Below are 25,632 nucleotides of genomic sequence, written 5' to 3'. Positions count from 1 at the left end.
TCATGACCAGATTCCTGATCCGCCGGATCCCCTCAGCGCTGCTCGTCCTCTTCGCCACCTCCGTGCTCGCCTTCCTGCTGCCCCGGATGGCGCCAGGCGATCCCGCCGCCGCCGTGGCCGGGCCGGACGCCGGACCCGAGGAGATCGCCGCGATCCGCGCCGACCTCGGCTTCGACGAGCCCCTGGTCAGCCAGTACCTCGGCTGGTTCGGCGGCGTGCTCCGCGGCGACTTCGGCACCTCCTACATCACAGGACGCGAGGTCACCGACCTCATCGGCGACCGGGTCGGCAGCACCGTGCAACTCGCCATGTTCGCCGCCCTCTTCATGATCACCATCGGGCTGCTGCTCGGCGTCGCCGCCGGCTCCAGCCGCCGCCCCTGGGCCAGGTCGCTCCTCGACCTCACCTGCACCACCCTGCTCGCCACCCCCGCCTTCCTCACCGGCCTGCTGCTCGCCCTGCTGCTCGGCGTGGCCTGGCAGGTGCTGCCGGTCAGCGGCGAGGTGTCGCTGTTCGACGACGCCGAGATCGGCATCCAGTACCTGCTGCTGCCCGCCTTCGCGCTCGCCCTGCCCCAGGCCGCCTCCATCGCCAGGCTCATCCAGAGCGCCATGCGGCAGGCCCGCGGCGAGGAGTACGTGCAGACCGCGATCGCCAAGGGCGCCTCGGCCCGCCGCGTCACCGTCCGCCACGTGCTGCGCAACTCGCTGGCCAGCGCCCTGGTCTCGCTCGGCATGCGGCTCGGCGACCTGCTCGGCGGCGCCATCGTCATCGAGGCGATCTTCGCCCGCAACGGCCTCGGCAGCCTCGCCGTCACCAGCTCGGGACAGCGCGACTACCTCGTCATCGAGGCGCTGATCCTGCTCGCCGTCGGCATCGCCGTCCTGCTCCAACTGCTCACCGAGGTCGGCCTGTCGCTGCTCGACCCCCGCATCAGACTGGAGGGCACCCGATGAGCCTCACCGGTGACCCCGCGGCCCCGCCGGCGCCGGCGCTCGCGCCGGCCGAAGCGAAGAAGGCCGCCGCCCGCCGCCACGAGGGCTGGCGCCGCTACCTCCTCGCGTTCCGCCGCCCCCGCGGCATCGTCGGCGCCTCGCTCGTCGTCGCGCTGGTGCTGACCGCCCTGCTGGTGCCGGCGTTCAGCGACGGCTACGACCAGCAGACCGGCAACACCTTCGCCGACCCCTCGCTCGCCCACCCCTTCGGCACCGACGAACTCGGCCGCGACATCTTCGTCCGCACCCTCTTCGGGCTCCGCTCCGACCTGGTGCTGCTCTTCGTCGGCGTGCCGATCGCCATGGTCCTCGGCACCCTGCTCGGCATCGCCGGCGGACTCTCCCGCCCGCTCGGCATGTTCCTCCAGCGCGTCTTCGACATCATCCTCGGCTTCCCCGGGCTCGTCCTCGGCATCGTCATCGCCCTGATCCTCGAACCCGGCTCCACCGCGCTGCTCATCACCATCGTGATCGTGCTGCTCCCCGGCTACGGCCGGCTCGCCAGGGCCGCGCTCCTCACCCAGGAACAGCGCGAGTACGTGCTGGCCGCCCGGGTCCTCGGCGTCCCCAGGTGGCGGGTGCTGCTCCGGCACATCCTCCCCAACGCCATCGACCCGATCATCGTGCACACCGCCATCGCCATGGTGGTCGCGATCTTCCTGGAGACCGGCCTCTCCCTCGTCGGCCTCGGCATCCAGCCCCCGCAGCCCTCCCTCGGCACCCTGCTCAACACCGGGGTCCGCTTCCTGTCCTACGCGCCCGTCTACGTGCTGGGCCCGACCCTCGTCCTCCTGCTGCTGGCACTCGCCTTCAGCCTGCTCTCCGACGCGCTCAACGAGGCGGTGACCCGGAAATGACCGAAGCACTGACGACGGCGTCCCCCGTCGAGAAGACCGACGTCCTGCTGGACGCCGGCGACCTGCGGATCACCTTCGACACGGACGGCGGCCCCGTCACCGCCGTCGACGGAGTCTCGCTGCGCATCAGGCGCGGCCGGATCACCGGCCTGGTCGGCGAGTCCGGATCCGGCAAGTCCATCACCGCCCGCGCCCTGATGCGGATGGTGCCGGAGCCGGGCCGCACCTCGGCCGGCAGTGTCAGATTCGCCGGCACCGACCTGCTCACCCTGCCGGAACGCGAGATGCGCGCCATCCGCGGCGACCGCATCGCCATGGTCTTCCAGGACCCGCAGGCCTCCCTCAACCCCGTGATCGCCGTCGGGCAGCAGGTCGCCGAGGCCCTGATCGTGCACGGCGAGGGCCGCGCCACGGCCAGGCGCCGCGCCGTGGAACTCCTCGACATGGTCGGCATCCCCGACCCCGAACGGCGCGCCGGCGAGTACCCGCACCAGTTCTCCGGCGGCATGCGGCAGCGCGTCGTCATCGCCATGGCCCTCGCCCGCGACCCCGACCTGCTGATCGCCGACGAGCCCACCACCGCGCTCGACGTCACCATCCAGGCCCAGATCCTGCGGCTGCTCGCCGAACTCCGCGAACGCACCGGCGTCGCCGTGCTGATGATCACCCACGACATGGGCGTCGTCGCCGAGCTGTGCGACGAGGTCGCCGTCATGTACGGCGGCCGGATCGTCGAGACCGGCACCGCGCAGGCCGTGTTCACCGACCCCGCCCACCCCTACACCCGGGCCCTGCTGCGCGCCATGCCGCGGCTCGACGCCCCGACCGGCGGCCGGCTGCCCGCCATCCCGGGACAGCCACCGGACCCGGCCGCGCTGCCCACCGGCTGCGCCTTCAACCCGCGCTGCGTGCTCGCCCACGACCGCTGCCGCGCCGAGACCCCGGTCCTCGACGTGCTGCCGGCCGACCCCGAGCACCGGGCCGCCTGCTGGGCCACCGCCGCCGGCCGCCCGGCGGCGGATGCCGAGGCACGCGCCGACGCGGCCGCCGAGGCCGCCGCCCCGGAACGGCCCGCCATCGGCGGGACCATCCTGGAGGTCGAGGACCTGCGGGTCGACCTCGGCACCCGGCGCGCCTTCGGCCGCGGCGGCTCGCTGTACATCGTCGACGGCGTCAGCCTGCGGGTCGCCGCCGGCGAGACCCTGGGCCTGGTCGGCGAGTCGGGATGCGGCAAGTCGACGCTCGCCCGCACCCTCGTCGGCATCAACCGGCCGGCGGCCGGCGCCGTCCGGATCCGCGGCCTGGACGTCGCCGCCCTGCCCCGCCGCGAGGCCGCCGAGGCCAGAAGGGGCGTGCAGTACGTCTTCCAGGACCCCTACGCCTCCCTCAACCCACGGCGCACCGTGCGCCAGGTGCTCGACGAGGCGTTGGAGGTGCGCGGCGTGCCCGCCGCCCGCCGCGCGGCCAGGGCCGCCGAGCTCCTCGACCTCGTCGGCCTCGGCGAACGCCACCTCGACCGGCTGCCGCACGCCTTCTCGGGCGGCCAGCGGCAGCGCATCGGCATCGCCCGCGCGCTGGCCGTCGAGCCCGAGTGCCTGGTCCTCGACGAGCCGGTCTCCGCGCTCGACGTCTCCATCCAGGCGCAGATCATGAACCTGCTCGCCGACCTGCGCGACCGGCTCGGCCTCGGCTACCTGTTCATCGCCCACGACCTGGCCGTGGTCAGGCACATCAGCGACCGCGTCGCCGTGATGTACCTGGGCCGCATCGTGGAGACCGGACCGGCCGAGCGGCTCTACGCCGACCCGCGGCACCCGTACACCGTCTCGCTGCTGTCCTCCGTGCCGACCCCCGAGGTCGGCGCGGGACGCGAGCGGATCGTGCTCCGCGGCGACCTGCCGAGCCCCAGGAACCCGCCGTCCGGCTGCCGCTTCCGCACCCGCTGCCCGATCGGACCGCTGGCCAACCCGGAGCGCACGATCTGCGCCGAACGGGACCCGGTGCTGACGATCGGCGGCCCGGCTGAGCACGGCGCGGCCTGCCACTTCCCAGGGGAGCTGCGCCTCAGCGCTCCGCGGGAAGAGCCGCGATAGGCGGGCGAGCATCCGCGGGCCCGTCGTGGCTCGTCGCGCCACGCGGCGAAGCCGCCAGAACGACACTGCCCCGCGCCCCTCGGGGGGCGCGGCCGAACGGCACCGGACTTCACCGAGTCTGCTGAGCCCCCAGAACCAGGCCCGGGGCTGAACCGCCCCCACGTCTCACGCCCCACCTCGGCCCGAACCACGGGCCCCCGAGCACGACAAGGAACCCGATGACCCAGGCAAGCCCCGACGTGCGGCGACCGGCCGGCGGCCCCGACGACTCCCGGGAGGCGCGGCTCGTCGCCGCGCTGTCCCTGGAGCAGAAGGTCCGCCTGCTCACCGGCGCCAGCTTCTGGCGCACCGCCGCGGAACCCGCCGTCGGCCTCGGCTCGATGCTGCTCTCCGACGGCCCCTCCGGGGTGCGCGGCGAGTTCTGGGACGAACGGAGACCCTCGCTCAACCTGCCGTCCGCCACCTCGCTCGCCGCCACCTGGGACCCCGGGTTCGCGGAGCGGTACGGCGTGGTCCTGGCCCACGAGGCCAGGGCCAGGGGCGTGCACGTGGTCCTCGGGCCCACCGTCAACCTGCACCGCAGCCCGCTGGGCGGCCGGCACTTCGAGTGCTTCTCTGAGGACCCGACGCTCTCCGGCGTCCTCGCCGTCGGCTACGTGCGCGGCGTGCAACGGCACGGGGTGGCGGCCGTGCCCAAGCACTACGTCGCCAACGACTCGGAGACCGACCGCTACACCGTCGACGTCCGGATCGACGAGCGGACGCTGCGCGAGCTCTACCTGGCCCCCTTCGAGGCGGCCGTGGTCGACGGCGGGGCGTGGGGCGTGATGTCCGCCTACAACTCGGTCAACGGCGCCACCATGACCGAGAACGACCTGCTGCGCAGCCCGCTTGACGACGAGTGGGGCTTCGACGGCTTCGTCGTCTCCGACTGGACCGCCGTGCAGAGCACCGAGGCCAGCGCCCGCGCCCGCCAGGACCTGGCCATGCCGGGGCCGAACGGGCCGTGGGGCGAGCGGCTGGTCGCCGCCGTCCTGGCGGGCCGGGTCCCGGAGGCCGCGATCGACCTCAAGGTGGCCAGGCTGCTGCGGCTCGCCGCCCGGGTCGGCGCGCTGGCCGGGGCCGAACCCGCGGACACTCCCCAACCGCCCGTGCCGCCCGCCGACTTCGCCCGCGAGGCCGCCGCGGCCGGCGCCGTCCTGCTGCGCAACCACGGCGGCGAACTGCCGTGGCGCGCCGGGGACCTCGGCTCGGTCGCGGTCAGCGGCCAGGCCGCCGAGACCCCCCGCACCCAGGGCGGCGGCAGCGCCACCGTGATCCCCACCGCCCTCGTCACCCCGCTCGACGGGCTGCGGGCCGCGCTGCCAGGCGCCCGCGTCGCCTACGACATCGGCGCCGTGATCAGCGACGCCCCCGTGCCGCTGCCGCTGCACGCCCTCACCAATCCCGCCACCGGCGAGCCCGGCGTGCGCGCCAGGTTCCTCGACGCGGACGGCGCCGAGCTGCTCGTCGAGGACCGGCGCGCCACCGACCTGCTCTGGTTCGGCGGCGGCGCGGCCGGCGGCCACACCCTGGAGCTCACCACCCGCTACCGGCCGGCGAGCGGCGGCCCCACCAGGCTCGCCGTCGCCAGCGTCGGCGACACCACCCTGTACGTCGAGGGCGAGCCCGTGGTCGAGGCCCACTTCGGCCTGCACGACGGGCTCGGCGCCGGCCTCTTCGTACCGCCCACCGCGTCCGGCGAGACCACGCTGGAGGCCGGCCGCGAGGTCGAGCTGCGGGTCGTCCACGACCTCACCTCGCGCGCCGGCCGCACCGGCTCGGTGTCGCTGGCCTTCGGCCTGCTGCCCAGGCTCGCCGACCCGGACGCGGCCATCGCCCGCGCCGCCGGGACGGCCCGCGACGCCGACGTCGCCGTCGTCGTGGTGGGCACCACCGACCGCGCCGAGACCGAGGGCCGGGACCGGGAGACCCTGGCCCTGCCAGGACGCCAGGACGACCTGGTCCGCGCCGTCGCCGCCGCCAACCCGCGCACCGTGGTGGTCGTCAACGCCGGCGGCCCGGTGCTGACGCCGTGGCGCGACGAGGTGGCCGCCGTGCTGCTCACCTGGTTCCCCGGGCAGGAGTTCGGCGCCGCGCTCGCCGAGCTGCTGCTCGGCGTCCGCGAGCCGGGCGGCCGGCTGCCCACCACCTGGCCGGCCGAACAGGCCGACGTCCCGGTCATCGAGACCCGGCCGGACGCCGAGGGCCGGCTCGACTACGCCGAGGGGCCGCACGTCGGCTACCGCGCCTGGCTCCGCGCCGGTCGCGCGCCCGCCTACGCCTTCGGCCACGGACTCGGCTACACGAGCTGGCGCCTCGACGCCCTGACGCTGCCCGACCGGATCGCCGCCGGCGCCGACGTCACCGCCACCGTCCGCGTCACCAACACGGGCCCGCGCGCCGGCAAGCAGGTGGTCCAGCTCTACCTCTCCCGCCGGGAGAGCGCCCTCGACAGGCCCGTCCGCTGGCTCGCCGGCTTCGCCACCGTCCACCTCGACTCCGGCGCCACCGAGGACGTCCCGGTCGCGATCCCGGGCCGCGCCTTCGCGCACTGGGACGGCGCCGGCTGGTCCCACGAGCCTGGCGTGTTCACGGCACACGCCGGCACCGCGAGCGACGCGCTGCCGCTCTCCCGGGAGGTCCACCTGTCATGACGACCGACGCCCCCACGACCGACGCCCCCACGACCAACGACCCGACGGCCGACGCCCAGCGGCCCAACTTCGTCATCATCGTGCCCGACCAGCTGCGCGCCGACGCGCTCGGCAGGTTCGGCAACGACCTGGCCAGCACCCCGCACCTCGACGCCCTCGCCGACCGCGGCACCGTCTTCGGCCAGACCTACGCGCAGCACCCGGTCTGCTCGCCGAGCCGCGCCTCGTTCCTCACCGGCTGGTACCCGCACGTCCGCGGCCACCGCACGCTCACCCACCTCCTCCAGGCCGACGAGCCCAACCTGCTGCGGATCCTGCGGGACGCCGGCTACCACGTCACCTGGGCCGGCACCCGGGGCGACACCTTCGCGCCGGGCGTCACCGAGCTCAGCGCCGACGAGTACGGGCACGCCGAGCCGCCCACCCGCCGCCAGTTCGTCACGGACTACCCGTCCGACACCTGGGCCCGCGCCTTCTACCGCGGCCGGCTCGAACCCGACGGGCTCACCGACCACGACGAGGCCGCCGTCCGCACCGTCGAACGCCGGCTGGCCGCGCCGCCCAACCGGCCCTGGGTGCTGTTCGTGCCGCTGTTCGCCCCACACTGCCCCTTCCAGGCCGAGGAGCCCTGGTACTCGCTCCACGACCGGGACGCGCTGCCCGAGCCGCTGCCCGCGCCCACCGGCCCCGAAGCCGAGCGCGAGGCCGGCTTCAAGGAGGCGATCCGCCGCGCCTACGGGCTCGACCGGCTCACCCCCGAGATGTGGCGCGAGGTCGCCGCCGTCTACCACGGCATGGTGTCCCGCCTCGACCACCACGTCGGCCGGGTCCAGGACGCCGTCGCCGCCTCCGGGCAGGCCGACCGCACCGTCACCCTCTTCTTCGCCGACCACGGCGAGTACCTCGGCGACTTCGGGCTGATCGAGAAGTGGCCCTCGGCCATGGACGCCTGCATCACCCGCGACCCGCTCATCATCAGCGGCGGCGGGCTGCCGGCCGGCCAGCGGCACGACGGCATGGTCGAGCTGATCGACGTGCTGCCCACCGTCCTCGAACTCGCCGGCGTCGAGGCCCCGCACCGGCACTACGGCCGCAGCCTGCTGCCCGTGCTCACCGACCCGGAGCGCGAGCACCGCGGGTACGCGTTCACCGAGGGCGGCTTCGTCGTCGAGGAGGAGCACCAGCTGGAACGCCCCGGCTACCCCTACGACCTCAAGGGCCAGCTGCAACACGACCACCCCGAGCTCGTCGGCAAGGCCGTCGCCGTCCGCGACGTCGAGTGGACCTACGTGTGGCGGCTCTACGAACCCGCCGAGCTGTACCACCGCGCCACCGACCCGGGCGAGTCCGTCAACCTGGCCGGCCGGCCGGAACACGCCGACGTCGAACGCCGGATGGCCGACGCCCTGCTGCGCTGGCAGGTCGAGACCGCCGACGTCATCCCGGCCGCCCACGACCCGCGCTTCCCGCCCGTCGACCTGCCCGCCCCCGCCGCCGCCACCCCCGGTCCCGCGTGACCGGCGACCGAGCCCGCGCCACCCCCTGGTACGAGGAGGGCGAGGAACCCGACTACCGGTTCTCGCTCGCCAACGAGCGGACCTTCCTCGCCTGGATCAGGACCGGCCTCGCGCTGCTCGCCGGTGCCGTCGCCGTCGCCCAGTTCGTGCAGCCCTTCGCGAACCGGGCGACCGGCGTCGCGCTCGGCGCCGTGCTCGCGCTGACCGGCACCGTGCTGTGCGCCTGCTCCTACCGCCGCTGGCTGCGGGTGCAGCACGCGATGCGGCACAGCAGGCCGCTGCCGATGACCAGGCTGCCGCTGCTGGTGAGCTGGGGCATGGCGCTGGCCGGCCTCGCCGTGCTGCTGATCGTGCTGGCGGTCAGGTGAACCCGCCGCTGACTCCCCCGCGTGATCCGGGGCTACAACCCGAGCGCACCGCGCTCGCCAGGCAGCGCACCGCCCTCTCCGCGCTCGTCGCCGCCGCGCTGCTGCTGCGCGGCGGCCTCGCCGCCGACGCCCCGCTCGAACTCGCCGCCGCCGGCTGCCTGACCGCGACCGCCGCCCTGGTCGCCACCGTCCGCACGCCGTGCCACGGCACCCGCGCCGCCCGCCGCCGGCTGCTCGCCACCGCCTGGGTCACCGGGCTCGGCGGCGCCCTGGTGACCGTGCGGCTCCTGACCACCTGACCCCCCTCACCCCTTCGGGAGGCTCCCATGCGCGTCATCTACGTCGACGTGGACACCCTGCGCGCCGACCACACCCAGCCCTACGGCTACCAGCGGCCCACCACGCCCCACCTCCAGGCCCTCGCGGACCGGGGCGTCACCTTCGACCGCTACTACTGCTCGGACTCGCCCTGCCTGCCGTCGCGGACCGCCCTCACCAGCGGCCAGTTCGGCATCACCAACGGCGTCGTCGGCCACTTCGGCGAGGCCGCCCGCTTCCGCCTCGACTCGGGCCACCGGCCCGACCCCAACCGCCCGCTGCTCGGCCAGCGCCTCCAGGACCACGGCTGGTACACCGCCGTCGTGTCGATGTTCGCCGAGCGGCACCGCGCCTACTTCTTCCACGGCAACTTCCGCGAGTCGATCCGCGCCACCGGCAAGATCAACGACGAGGAGGCCCACGAGATCAACGCCGTGGCCCTCGACTGGATCCGCCGGCACGCCGACGAGGACGACTGGTACCTGCACCTCACCTACTGGGAGCCGCACACCGACTACCAGATCGGCCCCGAGTGGGTGCGCCGCGCCGCCGAGTCCGGGCCCGCCCCCGCCTGGCCCGACCAGGCGGCCATCGACGGACACCAGGAGGTCTACGGCCCGCGCACCGCCCGCGACCTCCACTACTTCCGCGGCCCCCGCCCCTCGCCCGTGCCGCACGCCATGCCCGACGAGATCCGCACCCGCGCCGACTTCGAGCACCTGGTCAACGGCTTCGACGGCGCCATCATGTACTGGGACCACCACTTCGGGCAGCTCCTCGCCACCCTGGAGGAGCTGGGCATCGCCGAGGACACCGCCATCATCGTCAGCGCCGACCACGGCGAGTCCCTCGGCGAGCAGGGCTCCTACGCCGAACACGGCCTCGCCAACGAGCCCACCCACCGGGTGCCGCTCGTCGTCTACTGGCCCGGCGTCACCGACGACCTGCCCGACGAGGCCAGGCACTGCGACGCCCTGCTCTACCACATCGACTTCGCGCCCACCCTCTGCGAACTGCTCGACGTCCCGACCCCGAGCGGCTGGCAGGGCGAGTCCTTCGCGCCCGCGCTCCGCGGCGAGGCCCTCGTCTCCCGCCCCTACCTGGTGCTCGGCCACGGCGCCCACACCTACCAGCGGGCCGTCCGCACCCGCGACCACCTCTACATCCGCACCTACCACCCGGGCTCGTTCCGCGCCGAGTGGGAGTCGCTCTTCGACGTCACCCACGACCCGCACCTCACCCGCGACCTGCTGGCCGAGGAGCCCGAGCTCGCCGACCGGATGCGCGGCCACCTCGCCGAGTGGTGGAACCGCTACGCCGGCGGGCCAGGCGCGCTGCCCGACCCGATGCAGACCACCCTGCAGACCGGCCCCACCTACTACAACGACCCGGGGCAGTACGCTCGACACCTGCGGGACACCGGCCGCGCCCACCTGGCCGACGACCTGGCGGAGCGGCTCACGCCGCTGGGCGGCGCCACCCCGGTGTCCTGGCACGCGCCACACATCCCCGACGTCCGGCTCGCGGCCGGGAAGTAGCGCGGGAAACAGCGGGAGAAGACAGAGGGAGAGCAGATGTCCTCGTCCTGTTGCGGGCCCACCCGCGCCCAGGGCTCCGACCACCGGCCGCTCCAGCTCGCGGCTCCGGCGACCGCGGCGGTTCCGGCGACCGCGGCGGCCCCGGCGGCCCCGGCGGACGGCCGGCCGGTCAGGCTGCCGGGCGGCACCTTCCTGATGGGCGGCGACGACCCCGACGCCAACCCCGGGGACGGTGAGGGCCCGGTGCGCGAGGTCACCGTCGGGCCGTTCGAGATCGACACCCACACCGTCACCAACGCCCGCTTCGCCGCGTTCGTCGAGGCGACGGGACACGTGACCGAGGCCGAGCGGTTCGGCTGGTCCTACGTGTTCGCCAGCTTCCTGCCTGGCGAACTGCGCCGCGTCTCGCCCCGCCCCGAGTCGACCCCGTGGTGGTGCGGGGTCGGCGGCGCCTACTGGGCCGCCCCCGAGGGGCCCGGCAGCGGCCTCGACGAGCGCTGGGACCACCCCGTCGTCCACGTCACCTGGCACGACGCCGAGGCGTTCTGCCGCTGGGAGGGCTCGCGGCTGCCCACCGAGGCCGAGTGGGAGTACGCGGCCCGCGGCGGCCTGGCGCGGAAGCGCTACCCCTGGGGCGACGAGCTCACCCCGGAAGGCGAGCACCGCTGCAACATCTGGCAGGGCCGCTTCCCGACCAGGAACACCGCCGAGGACGGCTACGCGGGCACCGCCCCGGTGGACGCCTTCCCGCCCAACGGCTTCGGCCTGCACAACGTGTCGGGCAACGTGTGGGAGTGGGTCGCCGACCGCTGGAGCGCCGACTTCCACCGCACCGGACCGCGCACCGACCCGGCCGGGCCGCCGGACGGCCCCAACCGGGTGATGCGCGGCGGCTCCTACCTGTGCCACGACTCCTACTGCAACCGCTACCGGGTCGCCGCCCGCACCAGCAACAGCCCCGACAGCTCGGGCGGCAACACCGGCTTCCGCTGCGTCCGCGATCTCGCCTAGCTAGAGCCAGGGCGGCAGCGGCTCGGCGGGGGAACCGTCGGCGGTCGTCACGCCCACGGAGGGGCGGCCGGCGAGATACGCCGTGACCTCCGCCGGATCGCCGTGCACGACCGGGACGATCTCCCGGCCGCGCTTGGCGAGGACGTCCTCCCGCAGCGCCGCGAGGAACGGCTCTGGCATGTCCGCGAAGCCCACCCCGGTGCCGAGGTCGACGGCGTGCACCAGGACCTCGCGGGCCCGCATCCACGGCGTCTCGGCGGCCGGCACGGTCCGCCCCTGGGCGGTGGTCACCTCCGCCCGCCACTGCTCCGCGGTCAGCTCGGCCATCGCGTCGGCCAGCGCCAGCGCGGACTGGTCGAACCACGCCACCAGGCGCTCGGCGGGCAGCGCGGCGCCCGCCTCGATGGCCGCCCCGCGCTCCTCGGGCGAGCCGTACATCGGGGTGCGCTCGCCGGTGCGCGCCCAGCGCACCAGGTTCCCGATCGCCTCGGCGTTGCCGGCGAGATGCGCGACGACGTGCTTCCGGCTCCAGCCGGGGAGCGGCGAGGACGCGCGGAACGCCGGCTCGTCGAGCCCGGCCATGGCCCGGCGGCACAGCGCGGTGCCCTCGGCGACCCAGTCGAGCGCCGCGTCCCTGGTCCTGGTGCGCATCAGGCGCCCTCGGCCAGGACGCGGTTCTCCAGCCGGCCGAGGCCGGCGATCTCGGTGACCACCACGTCGCCGTCCTGGAGGTAGACCTGGGGCTTGCGGGCGTGGCCGACGCCGCCCGGGGTGCCGGTGGCGATGATGTCGCCCGGGTTCAGCCGCACCATCGTCGAGACGTAGCGGACCAGCGCGACGGGGTCGAACAGCAGGTCACCCGTGTTGTCCCGCTGCGTCTCCCGGCCGTTCACCGTGCAGCTGATGTCCAGCGCGGGGCGCGGGCCGCCCACCTCGTCGGTCGTCACGAGCCAGGGGCCGACCGGGGTGGTGGAGTCCCAGTTCTTGCCCTGCAACCACTCGCGGGTGCGGAACTGCCAGTCGCGGCAGGTGATGTCGTTGAGCACGGTGAAGCCGGCGATGGCCGCCTCGGCCGCCGCCTCGTCGGCGCGGCGGACCTCGCGCCCGACGACCACCGCGAGCTCGGCCTCCCAGTCGAACGCCTCGGTCTCGGCCGGCCGCCTGATGGCGTCCCCCGCGCCGATCAGGGTGTCCGCGAACTTGCAGAACAGCGTGGGGTACTCGGGCAGGTCGCGGCCCATCTCCTTGATGTGCTTCTGGTAGTTCAGGCCGACGCACACCACCTTGCTGGGGCGGGGGACGAGCGTGGCGAAGTCGGCGTCCTCGGCGGCGTGCCGTGGCCCGTCGGCGGTCGCCGCGGCCGCGAGCCCGCCGGGCGCCGCGAGCACGGCGCCCACGTCGGGCAGCCCGAGCGCGACCAGCTCGACCACCTCGCCCTCCTCGACGCGGACGGCGGTGGTGCGGTCACCGAGACGGATGGTTGCGAGCTTCACGCGTTCTCCTCGACGTGGGTGCGGAACAGGTTGAGCTTGGTGAGCACGGGCGCGTCGCTGAACTGGAACAGGTCGAGCGCGCCCGAGTCGGAGTCGGAGGCGGACGCCTCGGACCGAACCGAGAACGGCGCCCAGGACGGCACCACGAACAGGTCGCCGCGCCGCACCGACCACGACTCGTCGCCCACGGTCACCCGGCCGCTGCCGTCGAACACCTGGTAGACGGAGGAGCCGGTCTCGCGGCGGGGCGCGGTCTCGGCGCCGGCGCGGACCCGGTGGAACTGCGCCCTGATGGTCGGCAGCACGTCGGCCGCCGTGGCCGGGTCCGCGTAGCGCACCAGCGCGTGCCCCGGCTCCACGGTGCCTGGGTGGCCCGCGCGCTCGAGATCCAGCTGGTCGGTCAGGGCGGCGTCGGTGTCCTCCCAGCGGTAGCGCGGCAGCGGGCTGCCGGCGCCGGGCGCCGAGCGCTCCAGCTGCGAGACGGGCACCAGACCCGGATGCCCCCAGAGCCGCTCCGCGCGGGAGCGCTCGGGCGTGGTGCGCTCCTCGGTGGACAGCGCGTCGCGGCCGAAGTCGAAGAACTGCGCCTCGACGTCGTACTGGAACGGGATGTCGAGGCCGTCGATCCAGGCCATCGGCTGGTCGGCCGCGTTGTGGTGCGCGTGCCAGTGCAGGCCGGCCTGCGGCAGGAAGTCACCGCGCCGCATCGGCACCGGATCGCGCTCCACGACGGTCCACACGCCCTCGCCCTCGACGACGAACCGGAACGCGTTCTGGGTGTGCCGGTGCTCGGGCGCGTCCTCGCCGGGCATCAGGTACTGGATCGCGGCCCAGAGCGTGGGCGTGGCGTACGGCCGGCCGCCCAGGCTCGGGTTGGCCAGCGCGATCGCGCGCCGCTCGCCGCCCCGGCCCACCGGCACCAGCTCCCCCGAGCGGGCGGCCAGGTCGAGCAGCGTCCGCCACTCCCAGCGGTGCGGCCGCGCCCGCGACCTGGGGTGCTCGGGCATCAGATCGCCGATCTCGGTCCACAGCGGAACGAGCAGGGCCTTCTCGAAGCCGCGGTACAGGTCCTGGAGCGCCGGAGTGACCGGCGGCTGACCAGGACCGTCCTCGGCGGTCAGCGTGACGGGTGAGGCGACGGTGTTCCGGTCTCGATCGCTCATACGGGCACGGTGCGCCCCGTCCCCCGACGAGGAACAGTAGATTCTGCACCACAGAACCAGCCCTGTGGTACCGAGGGAGGACCGTCGTGCCCAGACCGATGAAGAGCCCGCCGCCGTACGGCGTCACGAGCGTGGACCACGCGCTGCGCCTCGCGGTGATCCTCCAGGTCGAGGGCCCGCTCACCGTCTCCGAGGCCGCCGCCCGCCTCGGCGTGGCCCGCTCCACCGCCCACCGGCTGCTCTCCACCCTCGTCTACCGGGACTTCGCCGTGCAGAACGACGACGACCGCAGCTACCGCGTCGGCCCCGTCCTCGAACTCGCCGCCCAGACCCGCTCGGACGTCGCGGAACTCAGGGCCGCCGCGCTCGGCCCGATGCGGGCCCTCGTCGACGTGCTCGACGAGACCGCGAACCTCAGCGTCCGCACCGGCCGCACCGTGCGGTTCATCGCCTCCGTCGAATGCGACCAGGCGCTCCGGGTCGGCAAGCGGGAGGGCATGGTCTTCCCCGCCCACCAGGTGACCGGCGGCCTGGTCATGCTCGCCACCCTCGACGACGACGAACTGACCGCGCTCTACGGCGGCGCCGAGGACCGCCCCGACCTGACCAAGCTCCGCGCCGAACTCCGCGCGGTCAGGCGCAGCGGCGTGGCACTCAACCTGGAACGCTCGGAACGCGGCGTCGTCGCCGTCGGCCGCGGCGTGACCGCCCCCGACGGCGACACGATCGCCGCCGTCGCCGTCTCCATGCCGAGCGTGCGCTACTCCCCCCACCGCCTCAACGAGATCGTGGCGGCCCTCACCACCGCCTCCCACGCCATCTCCACGGCACTGGCCGGCTGACTCCGGGCCCACCTGGGTGAGACTCCGTAGAACCCGCCCGTGGCCTCGCGGCGTCGGTCAGGATGAGGCGGGTGACCACCGGTACCCCAGACCTCTGGCATCACTACGGCCGCGTCCGCGCCGCCACCGACCGCGTCGTGCCCGAGACGTTCCACTGGGACTGGAGCCAACAGGACGGACCCGGCGCCGAGGTGCTGGGTGACCTGACCGGCCGCCGAGTCGCCGACCTCGGTGCCGGAGCCGGGCGGCACGCCGCGCACCTGGCGGACCACCACCGGCCCGAACGCGTCGACGCGATCGACGCCTCGGTCGGGCAACACACGATGGCCACCGACATCTACGGACCCCTCGCCCCCCGGCTGCGACTCGTCCACGGGGACGTCGTGACCCGGCTGCGCGCGAGTCGGGAGCGGTACGACGTGCTGTACAGCGTCTTCGGCGCCCTCGACTTCACCGACCCACGTGACCTGCTGCCGGCGGTGGCCGCCGCACTGCGGCCGGGCGGGCGGCTGGTGTTCTCGACCCTCGCCCACTACGTGGGCGGCGAGCCGGCCGAGACCGACGTCACGCACGCCGACATCCCGGCGAAGGGCCCCGACGGGCGGCCCACCACGATGCGCCGCTGGGTCCTCCAGGAACACGTGTGGACCAAGCTGCTGGATGAGGCAGGACTGACGGACGCCACCGTCGACGTGCTGCCCGCCTCCGGCGAAGGGCCACGGAACGCCGACACCCTGCTTGTCGCGGCGGACCGCGGCCGCTGAGGGCCGGAGCCGGGTCAGTTCGTCGTGCGGCGGGCTTGTTTTACGGCGCGGTCGAGGGCCCAGGCGTCGGCTACGGGGCCCAGGTGGGCGAGTTTGTGGGGGTTGATCACCGTGCGGATGGTCTGGATCCGTCCGTCGAGGACGTCGAGGGAGAGGGTGTGGAGCACCCGGCCGGCGTGGTCGTGGAAGATCGCGCCGGGTTGGCCGTTGACGTCGTGGGGTGCGAAGGTGATGTCGATCCGGCTCATCTGGGGGTAGACGGTGCCCAGGACGCGGGCCACCCTGTCCGCGCCCGTGATGGCGTTGGCCAGTTGGGGGGCCTGGCCGCCGCCGTCGGCGATGAGTTGTACGTCGGCGGCGAGGAGTTGGCGGAGCCCTTCGACGTCGCCGTTGGCGAGGGCGTCGAGGAAGCGGGTCGCCAGCTCCTGGCGCTCGCGCCGGTCGGCCGCGAAGCGTGGGCGGCCGGCGGCCATGTGGCGGCGGGCGCGGACCAGGAGTTGGCGGCAGGCGGGCTCGGAGCGGCCGACGGCCGAGGCGACGTCGTCGAAGCCGAAGCCGAAGACCTCGCGGAGCACGAACACCGCCCGCTCGAGCGGGCTCAGCCGCTCCAGCAGGAGCAGCGCCGCCATCGAGACGGAGTCGGCCAACTCCGCGGACCGCGCCGGGTCCTGGTAGGGGTCGTCGAGCAGCGGTTCCGGGAACCACGGCCCGACGTACGCCTCGCGCCGCACCCGGGCGGAGCGCAGCACGTCGATGGCGATCCGCGTCACCGTCGCCGACAGGAAGGACTTCGTCGACTCCGGCCTGGTCGGCGAGGCGTCGAACCGCAGCCAGGTCTCCTGCACCGCGTCCTCGGCCTCGCCCACGCTGCCGAGGATCCGGTAGGCGATGGAGAACAGCAGCGGCCGCAGCTCCTCGAACTCCTCGACCTTGTCCATACCGAACCTCCGGTCGTCGACGGTGTCAGTGGAATTGGCCGACCTGGTAGTCGCCGGCCGGCTGTCGGCTGATGATGTTCATGCGGTTCACGGCGTTGAGGAAGGCGACGTGGATGACCAGGGTGGTGAGCTGCTCCTCGTCGTAGTGCTTGGTGGCGTTCGCCCACACCTCGTCGCTGACGCCGGTGCCCGCGTCGGCGACCCGGGTGCCCTCCTCGGCCAGGGCCAGCGCCGCGCGCTCGGCCTCGGTGAAGACCGTGGCCTCGCGCCAGGCCGCCACCAGGCTCAGCCGCACCGGGGTCTCGCCGGCGGCGGCCGCCTCCTTGCTGTGCATGTCGAGGCAGCCGGCGCAGCCGTTGATCTGGCTCACCCGCAACGACACCAGCTCCTGTGTCGCGGCCGGCAGCGTCGTCTCCCTGAGCGCCCGGCCGGCCGACATGAAGTACTTGAGCACCTTGCCGGCGGTCGGGCTGGCGAAGTAGTTCAGTCGCGCTTCCATGGTGGGCTCCTTCGTCGTTCGCGCTGTCATCCCCCGAGACGAGGCAGCCCGATCCCCTGTGACACGGGCGGGTGTGACCCGCGTCTCGCCGGTCCGGCGCCGGGATTGACCCGCGGATCAAACTGATACTAGCCTGGTGTCAGTTCGGTCGGCGGGGCGCGTCGGCCTGGAAAGGGGGCGTCGTGGGGGTCAGCAGCAGGAGCGCGGTCGCGATCCACGCGCTCACGATGCTGGCGCGGTGGGACGGTCGCACGCTGACCTCCGCCGAGATCGCCGACAGTCTGGCGAGCAACCCGGTCCTGGTGCGGCGGATCCTCGGCAACCTGCGGGACGCCGACCTGGTGCGGTCCACCGAGGGGCGCAACGGCGGTTGGGCGCTGGCCCGCCCCGCGCGCGAGATCACGCTCTACGACGCGTACGCCGCCGTCGAGGCCGGGCCTGTCCTCTCGCGGCATCCGCATCCGCCGAGCGAGGCGTGCGCGGTGGGGCGCAACATGCAGCACCTGCTCGAGGTCGAGTTCCGGAGCGCCGAGCGGGCCATGGAGGAGCGGCTCGGCCGGACCACCGTCGCCCACCTGGCCAGCCGGGTGCTGGACATCGAGCGCGAGGTCGCGCGACAGGAGCACTGACCGATCGACGGCGGAGGCACGGCCTCCGCCTTTCTTCCGCCCAAAATGTAACCGCCGTGGTGGCGGTTCGGGCTGTCCAGAAGGAGACGTGGCGCATGACATCAACGGCGACGACGACCACACCGACCGACCGGGGGACGGCCCTGCTCGCGGTGCTGATGGCGGCGATCCTGGTCACGGTCACCGCCAGCGACATGGTCAATCTGATGCTCCCCGCGATGGGGGCCGACTTCGGGGCCTCGGAGGCCGAACTCGCCTGGGTGGTCACCGGCTTCCTGCTGATGTTCTCGGTCGGCATCCCCTTCTACGGCCGGGTCTCCGACCGGGTGAGCCTGCGCCGGCTCTTCGCCTTCGCCCTGCTGACCTACGCCGCAGGCAGCCTGCTCTGCGCGGTCGCCCCCAGCCTGCCCGCGCTCGTGGCCGGGCGGATCGTGACGGGCGTCGGCGCGGCCGCGATCCCCGTCCTCTCGATCATCGCCGTCACCCGGCTGCTGCCGGCCGACCGGCGCGGCGTCGGGATCGGCGTGGTCTCCGCCGGCGCCGGCATCGGCACCGCCGCCGGGCCGGCCGTCGGCGGCGGGGTCGGCGACTGGCTCGGCTGGCCCGCGCTGTTCTGGATCATGCTGGCGCTCGCGCTGCTGCTGCTCCCCGCCGCGCTGCGGGTGCTCCCCGACGAGTCCCCGGCCGGCACGGGACCGCTCGACCTCCCCGGCGGCCTGCTGCTCGGCCTCGGCGCCGGCCTCGTCCTGTTCGGCATGACCCGGGCCCAGGTGGCCGGCTTCGCCGCGCCCCTCGCCTGGGGCAGCCTGGTCGTCGCCTTGGTGGCGCTCGCGCTCTTCGGGTGGCGCACCGCCCGCGTCGCGCAACCCTTCGTCCCGCCCGCGCTGTTCGGCAACCGCGTCTACCGGACGGGCCTCCTCGTCGTCTTCCTGGCGATGGTCGTCAACCTCGGCGGGCTGGTGTTCGTCCCGCTGCTGGTCGTCGAGGTCAACGGCCTCACCCCGGCCGAGGGCGCGCTGGTCATGATCCCGGCCGGGGTCGCCGTGGCCCTGCTCTCGCCGCTGATCGGCCGCCTCGCCGACCGCGTCGGCGCCCGCCCGCTGGTGCTCGCCGGGCTCGCCCTGATCGGGCTGTTCTCGCTCTGGCTCTCGACCCTCGCCGGCGGCTCCTCGGTGCTCCCCGCCGGCGTCGGGATCCTCGGGCTCAGCGTCGGCTTCATGCTCGTGATGACCACCATCATCGGCGCGGTGGCCGGCGAACTGCCGCCCGCCCAGGCCGGCGTCGGCCTCGGCGTCCTCCAGGGCGCCCAGTTCCTCGGCGCCGGCACCGGCCCCGCCGTGTTCGGCGTGCTGCTGTCCGCGCGGCGGGAGAGCGGCGGCGGCGCCGTCAACCCCCTCTACTCGGGCGACGAGGGCGCCGCCTACTCCGACGTCTTCCTGGCCATGGCCGCGGTCGTCGTCCTCACCCTGCTCGTCGCGACCCGGCTGCGCCCCGCCCCGGCCCCCGCCCCGGCCCGCGCCAACGGGTAGCCGGGCGCGGGGGCCAGGTCGGCGGTCATCGCGCTGCCTAGAGTGCCCTCGTGCTCCTCGGGATGATCTGCGCCCTGGCCTCCGCCGTCTGCTACGGCACCGCCTCCGTCCTCCAGGCCGTGGCCGCCCGCGACGCCGCGCCCGGCAGCGGGTCGGGCGTCGACGCGGCGCTGCTGCTGCGGGCGGTGCGGCAGTGGCGTTACCTGCTGGGGCTGTCCCTCGACGGCGCGGGTTTCGTGCTCCAGGTGGTGGCGCTGCGCACCCTGCCGATCTACGCCGTCGGGGCGGCGCTCGCGGCGAGTCTCGCGGTCACCGCCGTGGTCGGGGCGCGGCTGATGCGCTTCTCGCTGGGGCGCGCCGAGTGGGGCGCGGTGGCCGCGGTCTGCGTCGGGTTGGCGCTCATCGGCCTGGCCGCGGGTCCTGAGGGTGACCGGTCGGGTTCCGACGCGCTGCGCTGGGCGATGCTCGGTGCCGCGGTCGGCGCCCTGGCCGTGGGCGCGGTGGCCGGCCGGCTGCCGGCCGGGCCGCGGGCCCTGGTGCTCGGCCTCGGCTCCGGCTGCGGGTTCGGCGTGGTGGAGGTCTCCGTCCGGCTCGTCGACTCGCTCGCGCTGCCCGGGCTGCTCGCCGACCCGGCGCTCTACGCGCTGCTCGCGGGCGGCGCGACGGGGTTCCTGCTGCTGACCTCGGCCCTGCGACGCGGCTCGGTGACCACCGCGACCGGCGGCATGGTCGTCGGCGAGACGGTGGGCCCGGCGCTGATCGGCGTCGGCTGGCTCGGCGACCGCACCCGGGACGGCCTCGTACCGCTGGCGGTCGTGGGCTTCGCCGTCGCCGTCGCGGGCGCGCTCGCCCTGAGCCGCTTCGGCGAGCCACCGGCGCCGCCGGGGGAGCCCCCGGCGGCGTGACCGCGGGTCCGGCGCGCCGCCGCTCTCGATCGCGGCGCGGGTTCGCGACACGCTACCGGCCGCCGGCGCGTGACCTGAGGGAGGTGAGGGCCGCGGTGGCCAGGGCCGCGGCGGTGAGGGCCGCGGTGACGAGCGGCCCGTCCGCGTGCCGGAGTTCGGGACGGGGCGCCGCCGCGAGCTCGGGGAGGTCGATCGGCGCCGCCGGCCCGCCCGGCAGGCCGAGGGCCAGGGCCTCGGCCAGGTGCATGGCGCGGCGGCCGATGTCGGACTGGTCGATCTGGGTGCGGCAGGTCAACGACCCGGGAAAAAGCCAATGCCGCGTAGTTAGGCGGCGAGGGCGGTTGTCGAATCGGTGAGATCCGCTGGTTGACCTGGATCTTGGGACCATTGCGGGTGCAGCCGGTAGCGCCCTTGGCCGGTCCTGACCAGGAACTGTTGCGCGAGCCATTGACCCATCTGCGCTGCGAGGCTCCGAAGGTGTTCGATCCTCAAGGCGCCGGCGACTTGGGCGGGAGTCCAGTCCCGGCTGGGGAAGTCTGTCAGGAGCCGGAAGACCTGTGCGCGTCGCCCGGTGTCGGTGGGATGCGCAGGTAGGCAGGCTGGTTGCTCGGAGGCGGCGAGGACGGTGATGTCCAGATGTGTGAGGGAACGGCTGGTTAGCGGACGGTCATCGTTGGGCTTGGCGCCGTAGCGGGACATCGGGCACTTCACCTTGCGGGCGCTGATCCGGGGGCGCCGTGCAGGAAGGAGGCCCACCGCCACGTTGGTGCACTGGCCGGCCAGGCTGGTGCCGCCGCCCCTGGACAGTACCGGCGCGCCCTGCTCGCGGCAGACGGCGACGGCCTCGGCGCCGGCCTCGACGGTGTGCGGCACGACGACGCCGATCGGCACCTGCCGGTAGTTGGAGGCGTCGGTGGCGTAGGCGCCCCGGCTGCCCGCGTCGAACCTGACCTCGCCGTCGACCCGGGCGGTCAACTCCGCCCGCAGCCGGCGGGTGTCGAGGCCGGCGAAGTCGCCTGGCTCCGGATCGCGCGCCGGACGCCTGTTCATCGGACCGCCGTCCTTCCCGCCGAGCGTTGTGCCGGACCGCGTTCAGCCGCGGCCGAACGGTAGGAACTCCTGGACCTTCTGCACCAGGCCGCGCTTCACCACGTCCGCGCGGTCCGGGTCGCCCTTCAGCAGGGCCGTCGCCGTGGACTCGGCCTGCTCCCAGGTGGCGTGCGGCGGGATCGGCGGGATCGCCGGGTCGGTGACGAACTCCAGCACGGTCGGCCGGTCGGCGGCCAGCGCCTCGCGCCAGGCGTCCCGCACGCCGTCCGGGCTCTCCACGCGGACGCCGTGCAGGCCGATCGAGCGGGCGAACTCGGCGTAGGGCACGTCGGGGATGCGCTGCGACGGCTCGAACCGCGGGGCGCCGGACATCGCCCGCATCTCCCAGGTGACCTGGTTGAGGTCCTGGTTGTTGAGCACCCCGACCACCAGCCGGGGATCGTGCCACTCCCGCCAGTACTTGCCCGCGGTGATCATCTCCGCGAGGCCGTTCATCTGCATCGCGCCGTCGCCGACCAGGGCGATCGCCGGCCGGTCGGGGTGCGCGAACTTCGCGCCGATCGCGTACGGCACGCCGGGGCCCATGGTGGCGAGGTTCCCGGACAGCGAGCCGCGCATCCGGCCGCGGAACCTGAGGTGCCGCGCGTACCAGTTGGCGGAGGACCCCGAGTCGGCGGAGAGGATGGCGTCCTCGGGCACCAGTTGCGAGAGGACGTGCGCCACCAGCTCCGGGTTGATCGGGTCGGCCTCGGTGGTGGCGCGCCGCTCCATCACCTGCCACCAACGGGCCACGTTCCGCTCGATGTCGCGGCGCCAGGCGCCGTGCTTCCGCTGGCTCAGCAGCGGGAGCAGCGCGCGCAGCGTCTCCCTGGCGTCGCCGACGAGGTTGACCTCGAACGGGTAGCGCATGCCGACCATGTGCGGATCCAGCTCGATCTGCACGCCCCTGGCCTGGCCGAACCCGGGCAGGAACTGCGTGTAGGGAAAGCTGGAGCCGATCGCCAGCAGCGTGTCGCAGTCCCGCATCAGCTCGTAGGAGGGCCGGGTGCCGAGCAGCCCGATCGCGCCGGTGACGTACGGCAGTTCGTCCGAGAGGACGTCCTTGCCGAGCAGCGCCTTGGCCACGCCGGCGCCGAGCCGGTCGGCCAGCTCGATCACCTCGTCGTGGGCGCCGGCCGCGCCCTGGCCGACGAGGATCGCCACCTTCTCGCCCGCGTTGAGCAGCGCGGCGGCCCGCTCCACGTCCGCCGGGGCCGGCACCGGCGCGCTGTGCGAGGCGCCGAGGCTGGACGGCACCATCTTGAACGCGTGGCCCGGCGCGGTGTACTCCAGCTCCTGCACGTCGGCCGGGATGATCACGGCCGTGACGGTCCGGCGCGCCTCGGCGGTGCGGAACGCGCGGTCGATGACGTTGGGCAGCTGCTCGGGGACGGTGACCATCTCGCAGTAGTCGGACGCCACGTCCTTGAACAGCGACAGCAGGTCGACCTCCTGCTGGTACGAGCCGCCCATCGCGCTCCGGTTGGTCTGCCCGACGATCGCCACCACCGGCACGTGGTCGAGCTTCGCGTCGTACAGGCCGTTGAGCAGATGGATGGCGCCCGGGCCCGAGGTCGCGGCGCAGACCCCGGTGCGCCCGGAGAACTTGGCGTAGCCGACCGCCTCGAACGCCGCCATCTCCTCGTGCCTGGCCTGGATGAACAGCGGTTCGTTGCCGGCCCGCCCCCACGCGGCCAGCAGCCCGTTGATGCCGTCCCCGGCGTAGGCGAACACGTGTTCCACGTCCCACTCGCGCAGCCTGGCCAGTACGTAGTCCGCCACCTTCATGCCCATGAGACGGCTCCATTCGTCTGCACACACGGCATCAAACGTGAGCTGGGGGCCTGAAGGCCCTTCCTCCGTGGTAACACAGCCGGCCAGGTCCCGCCGGTCGGCGGGACTCGGCCGGCGACCCCGGGAGCGGGTCAGCGGCGGGCGGCCCAGACGGTGCGCTCGGTGCGCATCGTGAGGTCGCCGCGGTGCTGGACGCCGTGCGGGGCTTCGGGGTCGAGCAGCCTGTCGAACGCGGCGAGGTCGCCCGGCGAGAGCGCGTCGGCCACCGAGCCGCGCAGGCGCCGCAGGCTCTCCAGGGCGTAGCGGCGCACGGCGGGGGAGCGGCTGCCCTCGATGGCGACGGCGAGGGTGCGTTCGTCCTCGACGGTGAACCCGGCGGCGGCGAGCATGGGCCCCCAGTCGGCGCCGCGGTGCGGCATCCGCGCGGCGTGGTGCCGGTCGCCGACGGCGTGGCAGCGCTCCTCGAGGCCTGGGGCGTCCGCCGGGGCGTCCTCGGGCAGGAAGCGGGGGAAGCCGGCCAGTTCGACGACGGCGAACAGGCTGCCGGGCGCGAGCGTGTCGTGGACCCGGCGCAGGCCGCGCGGCGGGTCGGCCAGGTGGTGCAGGGAGGCGGACGCCCACCCGAGGTCGGCGGTGCCGAGGTCCGGCCACTCGCCGTCCAGGTCGGTGTGGACGGTCCGCACGCGGTCGGCTACGCCGAGGGCGTCGGCCTTCGCCCGCAGCCGGTCCAGGTGGGCGGCCGAGGAGTCGACGGCGGTGACGTGCGCCTCGGGAAAGCGCGCGAGGAGCGCGAAGGTGCCGGCGCCGGTGCCGCAGCCCAGGTCGAGGATCCGGCGCGGGGCGTCCTGGACCGGCAGCCACCGGACGATGGCGGCGAGGTGCTCGCCGAGCGCCTCCGCGCCCAGGTCGAGCATCTCCGGCTGGTCGGCTTCCGACGTGTGCGTGTGCGTGTGCGTGTGCGCGTGCGCGGGTGCGTCGTGGGGTGCCTGGTGCGGCGTGGAGTGGGTCATGCGCGCCACGCTAGGGCGGTCGCCCGGCGCCCGCCGGCCCGGTTTCGCGAAGCGCAAGACGATGCCCCGATTCGCTGCCGAAAGCGCAAGCGGCGCCCGCGGTCAGGCGGCCGGGCGGGGCGTTCGGATGCCGCCCTCGCCGCGCTGGTGGCCGCGGCGCGCGTCGCGGTCGAAGACGCCCAGGATCTCGCACGGGCCGCCGTCGGCGCCGATGGCGTGCGGCAGCATGGTGGGGAACTCGGCGGCCTGGTGGGTCTCGACCCGGAGCCGGCGGTTGCCGAGCAGCAGGATCGCGGTGCCGGACAGCACCACGAGCCACTCACGGCCCGGATGCGCCCGCAGCCGCGCCGGACTCTCGGGCGGCGGGTCCGTCATCCGCTGACGCACCACGGCCATGCCGGGCTCGGCCCTGATGGACCAGCGCATCAGCGAGTGGGCCGCGTCGATCGTCGGGCTGGAGACGACGTCGTCCGCGGCCTTCTCCACCAGCTGGTCGAGGGAGGTGTCGAGCGCACGCGCGAGGACGGCCAGCTGGTCGAGGGCCAGCCGGCGCCGGCCGGTCTCGATCCGGCTGAGCGTGGAGGGGCTGAGGTTGGCGCGGGCGGCCAGCTCGTCGAGCGACAGGCCCTGCGCCACCCGCAGCGCGCGGAGCCGCCCGCGCACCAGGCTGTCCAGCTCGCCGTCCCGCTCGCCCTCGCCTTGCGCCATGCGCATCATGGTATGCCGGCACCGCACGGCGGGCCGTCGGTGGCCGGCGCCGGGGAGACCGGTTTACCGGTTGTCCGATCCCAGTAGGATCGGGGCAGCCGAGGGGAAGTGGGGCCATGAGCAGCGAGCTGTCGAAGATCAGGTTGGAGCCGCGTGAGCCGCTGGCGTCCGAGGTGTCGCGGCGCCTGATCGACTATCTGATGTCCGGCGAGGTGCGGCCTGGGGAGCGCATTCCGTCCGAGCGTCAACTGACCGAGCTGCTCGGCGTCAACCGGCCGACGGTGCGGGAGGCCATCAAGTCGCTCGGTTTCCTCGGCCTGTTGGAGATCCGGCAGAGCAGCGGCACCTACTTCCGCGGGCCCGACTCCGACGTGCTGTACCGGCTGTTCGAGCTGGGGCTCGTGCTGGGCGAGCGCGGGGCCGAGGATCTGCTGCGGGCCAGAGCCGAGTTGGAGGTCGTGGTCGCGGGGCTGGCCGCCGCCGCGCGCGACGAGGCCGGGGTCGCGCTGCTGCGGGAGCGGCTGGCCGCCATGCGGGACGCGCCGGACGCCGACTTCCCCGAGGCCGACACCGCCTTCCACGCCGCCATCGCCGACGTCTGCGGCAACCTGGTGCTGCGCGACATGCTCAAGGGCATCCGGTCCATGATCCAGCGCGGCTGGATCCACCGCACCGGGCCGACGCGCAGCCGCCGGGTCGCCTACGACGACCACGTGCCGATCTTCGAGGCGATCGAACGCGGCGACCCCGAGGCGGCGCGCGAGGCGATGGCCGGCCACATGGCCGGCGCGACGGAACGCCTGCGCGCCGCCCTGGCCGACACCGACACCGACATCGAGGCCGGCGCCGGCAGCTGAACGGCCGCCACCCACCACG

General features: G+C 74.4%; 24 protein-coding genes and 1 pseudogene. 15 read left to right on the top strand and 10 right to left on the bottom strand.

Features of this window, described 5'->3' with window-relative positions:
• The first annotated feature begins 2 nt into the window (after positions 1-2).
• From ACYVPE_RS08935 to ACYVPE_RS08895, 9 genes are all read left to right on the top strand, one after another.
• A complete protein-coding gene (locus ACYVPE_RS08935; protein WP_461032907.1) occupies positions 3-956 on the top strand; it encodes an ABC transporter permease in 954 nt (317 codons plus the stop codon).
• A complete protein-coding gene (locus ACYVPE_RS08930; RefSeq protein WP_461032906.1) occupies positions 953-1,852 on the top strand; it encodes an ABC transporter permease in 900 nt (299 codons plus the stop codon). Before ACYVPE_RS08935 ends, ACYVPE_RS08930 begins: the two co-directional genes overlap by 4 nt.
• Positions 1,849-3,945: a dipeptide ABC transporter ATP-binding protein gene (locus ACYVPE_RS08925; RefSeq protein ID WP_461032905.1), complete on the top strand. Its 2,097-nt coding sequence runs from the start codon at positions 1,849-1,851 to the stop codon at positions 3,943-3,945. The genes ACYVPE_RS08930 and ACYVPE_RS08925 overlap by 4 nt, the downstream gene beginning before the upstream one ends.
• Positions 3,946-4,163: 218 nt before the next feature.
• Positions 4,164-6,641 (top strand): beta-glucosidase family protein, encoded by a 2,478-nt coding sequence (locus ACYVPE_RS08920; RefSeq protein WP_461032904.1) that lies wholly within the window; start codon positions 4,164-4,166, stop codon positions 6,639-6,641.
• Positions 6,638-8,158, top strand: a complete 1,521-nt coding sequence (locus tag ACYVPE_RS08915) for a sulfatase-like hydrolase/transferase (RefSeq protein WP_461032903.1) — start codon at positions 6,638-6,640, stop codon at positions 8,156-8,158. Before ACYVPE_RS08920 ends, ACYVPE_RS08915 begins: the two co-directional genes overlap by 4 nt.
• A complete protein-coding gene (locus ACYVPE_RS08910; protein ID WP_461032902.1) occupies positions 8,155-8,526 on the top strand; it encodes a YidH family protein in 372 nt (123 codons plus the stop codon). Before ACYVPE_RS08915 ends, ACYVPE_RS08910 begins: the two co-directional genes overlap by 4 nt.
• Entirely contained in the window at positions 8,523-8,825 is a 303-nt protein-coding gene (locus ACYVPE_RS08905) for a DUF202 domain-containing protein (RefSeq protein ID WP_461032901.1), read from the top strand. The genes ACYVPE_RS08910 and ACYVPE_RS08905 overlap by 4 nt, the downstream gene beginning before the upstream one ends.
• Before the next feature lie 27 nt (positions 8,826-8,852).
• Positions 8,853-10,382: a sulfatase family protein gene (locus tag ACYVPE_RS08900; RefSeq protein ID WP_461032900.1), complete on the top strand. Its 1,530-nt coding sequence runs from the start codon at positions 8,853-8,855 to the stop codon at positions 10,380-10,382.
• 36 nt (positions 10,383-10,418) lie between these two features.
• The gene (locus ACYVPE_RS08895) at positions 10,419-11,393 is read left to right on the top strand and encodes a formylglycine-generating enzyme family protein (protein ID WP_461032899.1); all 975 of its coding nucleotides are present in this window, start codon (positions 10,419-10,421) and stop codon (positions 11,391-11,393) included.
• Here ACYVPE_RS08895 and ACYVPE_RS08890 read toward each other — a convergent pair whose 3' ends face one another.
• The 3 genes from ACYVPE_RS08890 to ACYVPE_RS08880 are packed head-to-tail and all read right to left on the bottom strand — an operon-like array spanning position 11,394 to position 14,049.
• On the bottom strand, positions 11,394-12,044 hold the full coding sequence (locus ACYVPE_RS08890) for a maleylpyruvate isomerase family mycothiol-dependent enzyme (protein ID WP_461032898.1): 651 nt from the start codon (positions 12,042-12,044) through the stop codon (positions 11,394-11,396). It lies immediately after the preceding gene.
• A complete protein-coding gene (locus tag ACYVPE_RS08885) occupies positions 12,044-12,886 on the bottom strand; it encodes a fumarylacetoacetate hydrolase family protein (RefSeq protein WP_461032897.1) in 843 nt (280 codons plus the stop codon). Before ACYVPE_RS08885 ends, ACYVPE_RS08890 begins: the two co-directional genes overlap by 1 nt.
• Positions 12,883-14,049 carry a cupin domain-containing protein gene (locus ACYVPE_RS08880; protein WP_461032896.1) on the bottom strand — a complete coding sequence of 389 codons (1,167 nt, stop codon included), beginning with the start codon at positions 14,047-14,049 and terminating at the stop codon, positions 12,883-12,885. The genes ACYVPE_RS08885 and ACYVPE_RS08880 overlap by 4 nt, the downstream gene beginning before the upstream one ends.
• A gap of 86 nt (positions 14,050-14,135) precedes the next feature.
• Between ACYVPE_RS08880 and ACYVPE_RS08875 the strand changes: the two genes are divergently transcribed.
• Positions 14,136-14,891 (top strand): IclR family transcriptional regulator, encoded by a 756-nt coding sequence (locus tag ACYVPE_RS08875; protein ID WP_461032895.1) that lies wholly within the window; start codon positions 14,136-14,138, stop codon positions 14,889-14,891.
• Positions 14,892-14,962: 71 nt separating this feature from the next.
• Entirely contained in the window at positions 14,963-15,655 is a 693-nt protein-coding gene (locus ACYVPE_RS08870) for a class I SAM-dependent methyltransferase (RefSeq protein WP_461032894.1), read from the top strand.
• Between the two features lie 14 nt (positions 15,656-15,669).
• Here the strand turns inward: ACYVPE_RS08870 and ACYVPE_RS08865 are convergent, their stop codons facing one another.
• Entirely contained in the window at positions 15,670-16,593 is a 924-nt protein-coding gene (locus tag ACYVPE_RS08865) for an RNA polymerase sigma-70 factor (protein ID WP_461032893.1), read from the bottom strand.
• 25 nt (positions 16,594-16,618) lie between these two features.
• Positions 16,619-17,092 carry a carboxymuconolactone decarboxylase family protein gene (locus ACYVPE_RS08860; RefSeq protein WP_461032892.1) on the bottom strand — a complete coding sequence of 158 codons (474 nt, stop codon included), beginning with the start codon at positions 17,090-17,092 and terminating at the stop codon, positions 16,619-16,621.
• Positions 17,093-17,274: 182 nt separating this feature from the next.
• On the opposite strand from ACYVPE_RS08860, the gene ACYVPE_RS08855 reads away from it, so the two are divergent.
• From ACYVPE_RS08855 to ACYVPE_RS08845, 3 genes are all read left to right on the top strand, one after another.
• Positions 17,275-17,721: an Rrf2 family transcriptional regulator gene (locus tag ACYVPE_RS08855; RefSeq protein WP_461032891.1), complete on the top strand. Its 447-nt coding sequence runs from the start codon at positions 17,275-17,277 to the stop codon at positions 17,719-17,721.
• Between the two features lie 95 nt (positions 17,722-17,816).
• Complete coding sequence (locus ACYVPE_RS08850; RefSeq protein WP_461032890.1) at positions 17,817-19,250, top strand: MFS transporter; 1,434 nt, start codon at positions 17,817-17,819, stop codon at positions 19,248-19,250.
• A 62-nt stretch (positions 19,251-19,312) separates the two neighbouring features.
• Positions 19,313-20,155 (top strand): DMT family transporter, encoded by an 843-nt coding sequence (locus tag ACYVPE_RS08845; protein ID WP_461032963.1) that lies wholly within the window; start codon positions 19,313-19,315, stop codon positions 20,153-20,155.
• A 52-nt stretch (positions 20,156-20,207) separates the two neighbouring features.
• Here the strand turns inward: ACYVPE_RS08845 and ACYVPE_RS08840 are convergent, their stop codons facing one another.
• From ACYVPE_RS08840 to ACYVPE_RS08820, 5 genes and pseudogenes are all read right to left on the bottom strand, one after another.
• Complete coding sequence (locus ACYVPE_RS08840) at positions 20,208-20,450, bottom strand: hypothetical protein (RefSeq protein WP_461032889.1); 243 nt, start codon at positions 20,448-20,450, stop codon at positions 20,208-20,210.
• Positions 20,451-20,908: 458 nt separating this feature from the next.
• Positions 20,909-21,205 (bottom strand): annotated as a pseudogene (locus ACYVPE_RS08835) (FAD-binding oxidoreductase); the annotation flags it as partial.
• Positions 21,206-21,247: 42 nt separating this feature from the next.
• Complete coding sequence (locus ACYVPE_RS08830; RefSeq protein WP_461032888.1) at positions 21,248-23,038, bottom strand: thiamine pyrophosphate-requiring protein; 1,791 nt, start codon at positions 23,036-23,038, stop codon at positions 21,248-21,250.
• A gap of 131 nt (positions 23,039-23,169) precedes the next feature.
• The gene (locus ACYVPE_RS08825) at positions 23,170-24,048 is read right to left on the bottom strand and encodes a methyltransferase (protein WP_461032887.1); all 879 of its coding nucleotides are present in this window, start codon (positions 24,046-24,048) and stop codon (positions 23,170-23,172) included.
• A gap of 102 nt (positions 24,049-24,150) precedes the next feature.
• Entirely contained in the window at positions 24,151-24,756 is a 606-nt protein-coding gene (locus ACYVPE_RS08820) for a helix-turn-helix domain-containing protein (RefSeq protein WP_461032886.1), read from the bottom strand.
• Between the two features lie 116 nt (positions 24,757-24,872).
• Between ACYVPE_RS08820 and ACYVPE_RS08815 the strand changes: the two genes are divergently transcribed.
• Positions 24,873-25,613 (top strand): FadR/GntR family transcriptional regulator, encoded by a 741-nt coding sequence (locus ACYVPE_RS08815; RefSeq protein WP_461032885.1) that lies wholly within the window; start codon positions 24,873-24,875, stop codon positions 25,611-25,613.
• Positions 25,614-25,632: the final 19 nt, after the last annotated feature.

It is taken from the genome of Streptomyces mayteni, assembly GCF_054783955.1.
The sequence above is the reverse complement of the archived record's forward strand: the minus strand, read 5'-3'. Positions and strand labels throughout refer to the sequence as shown.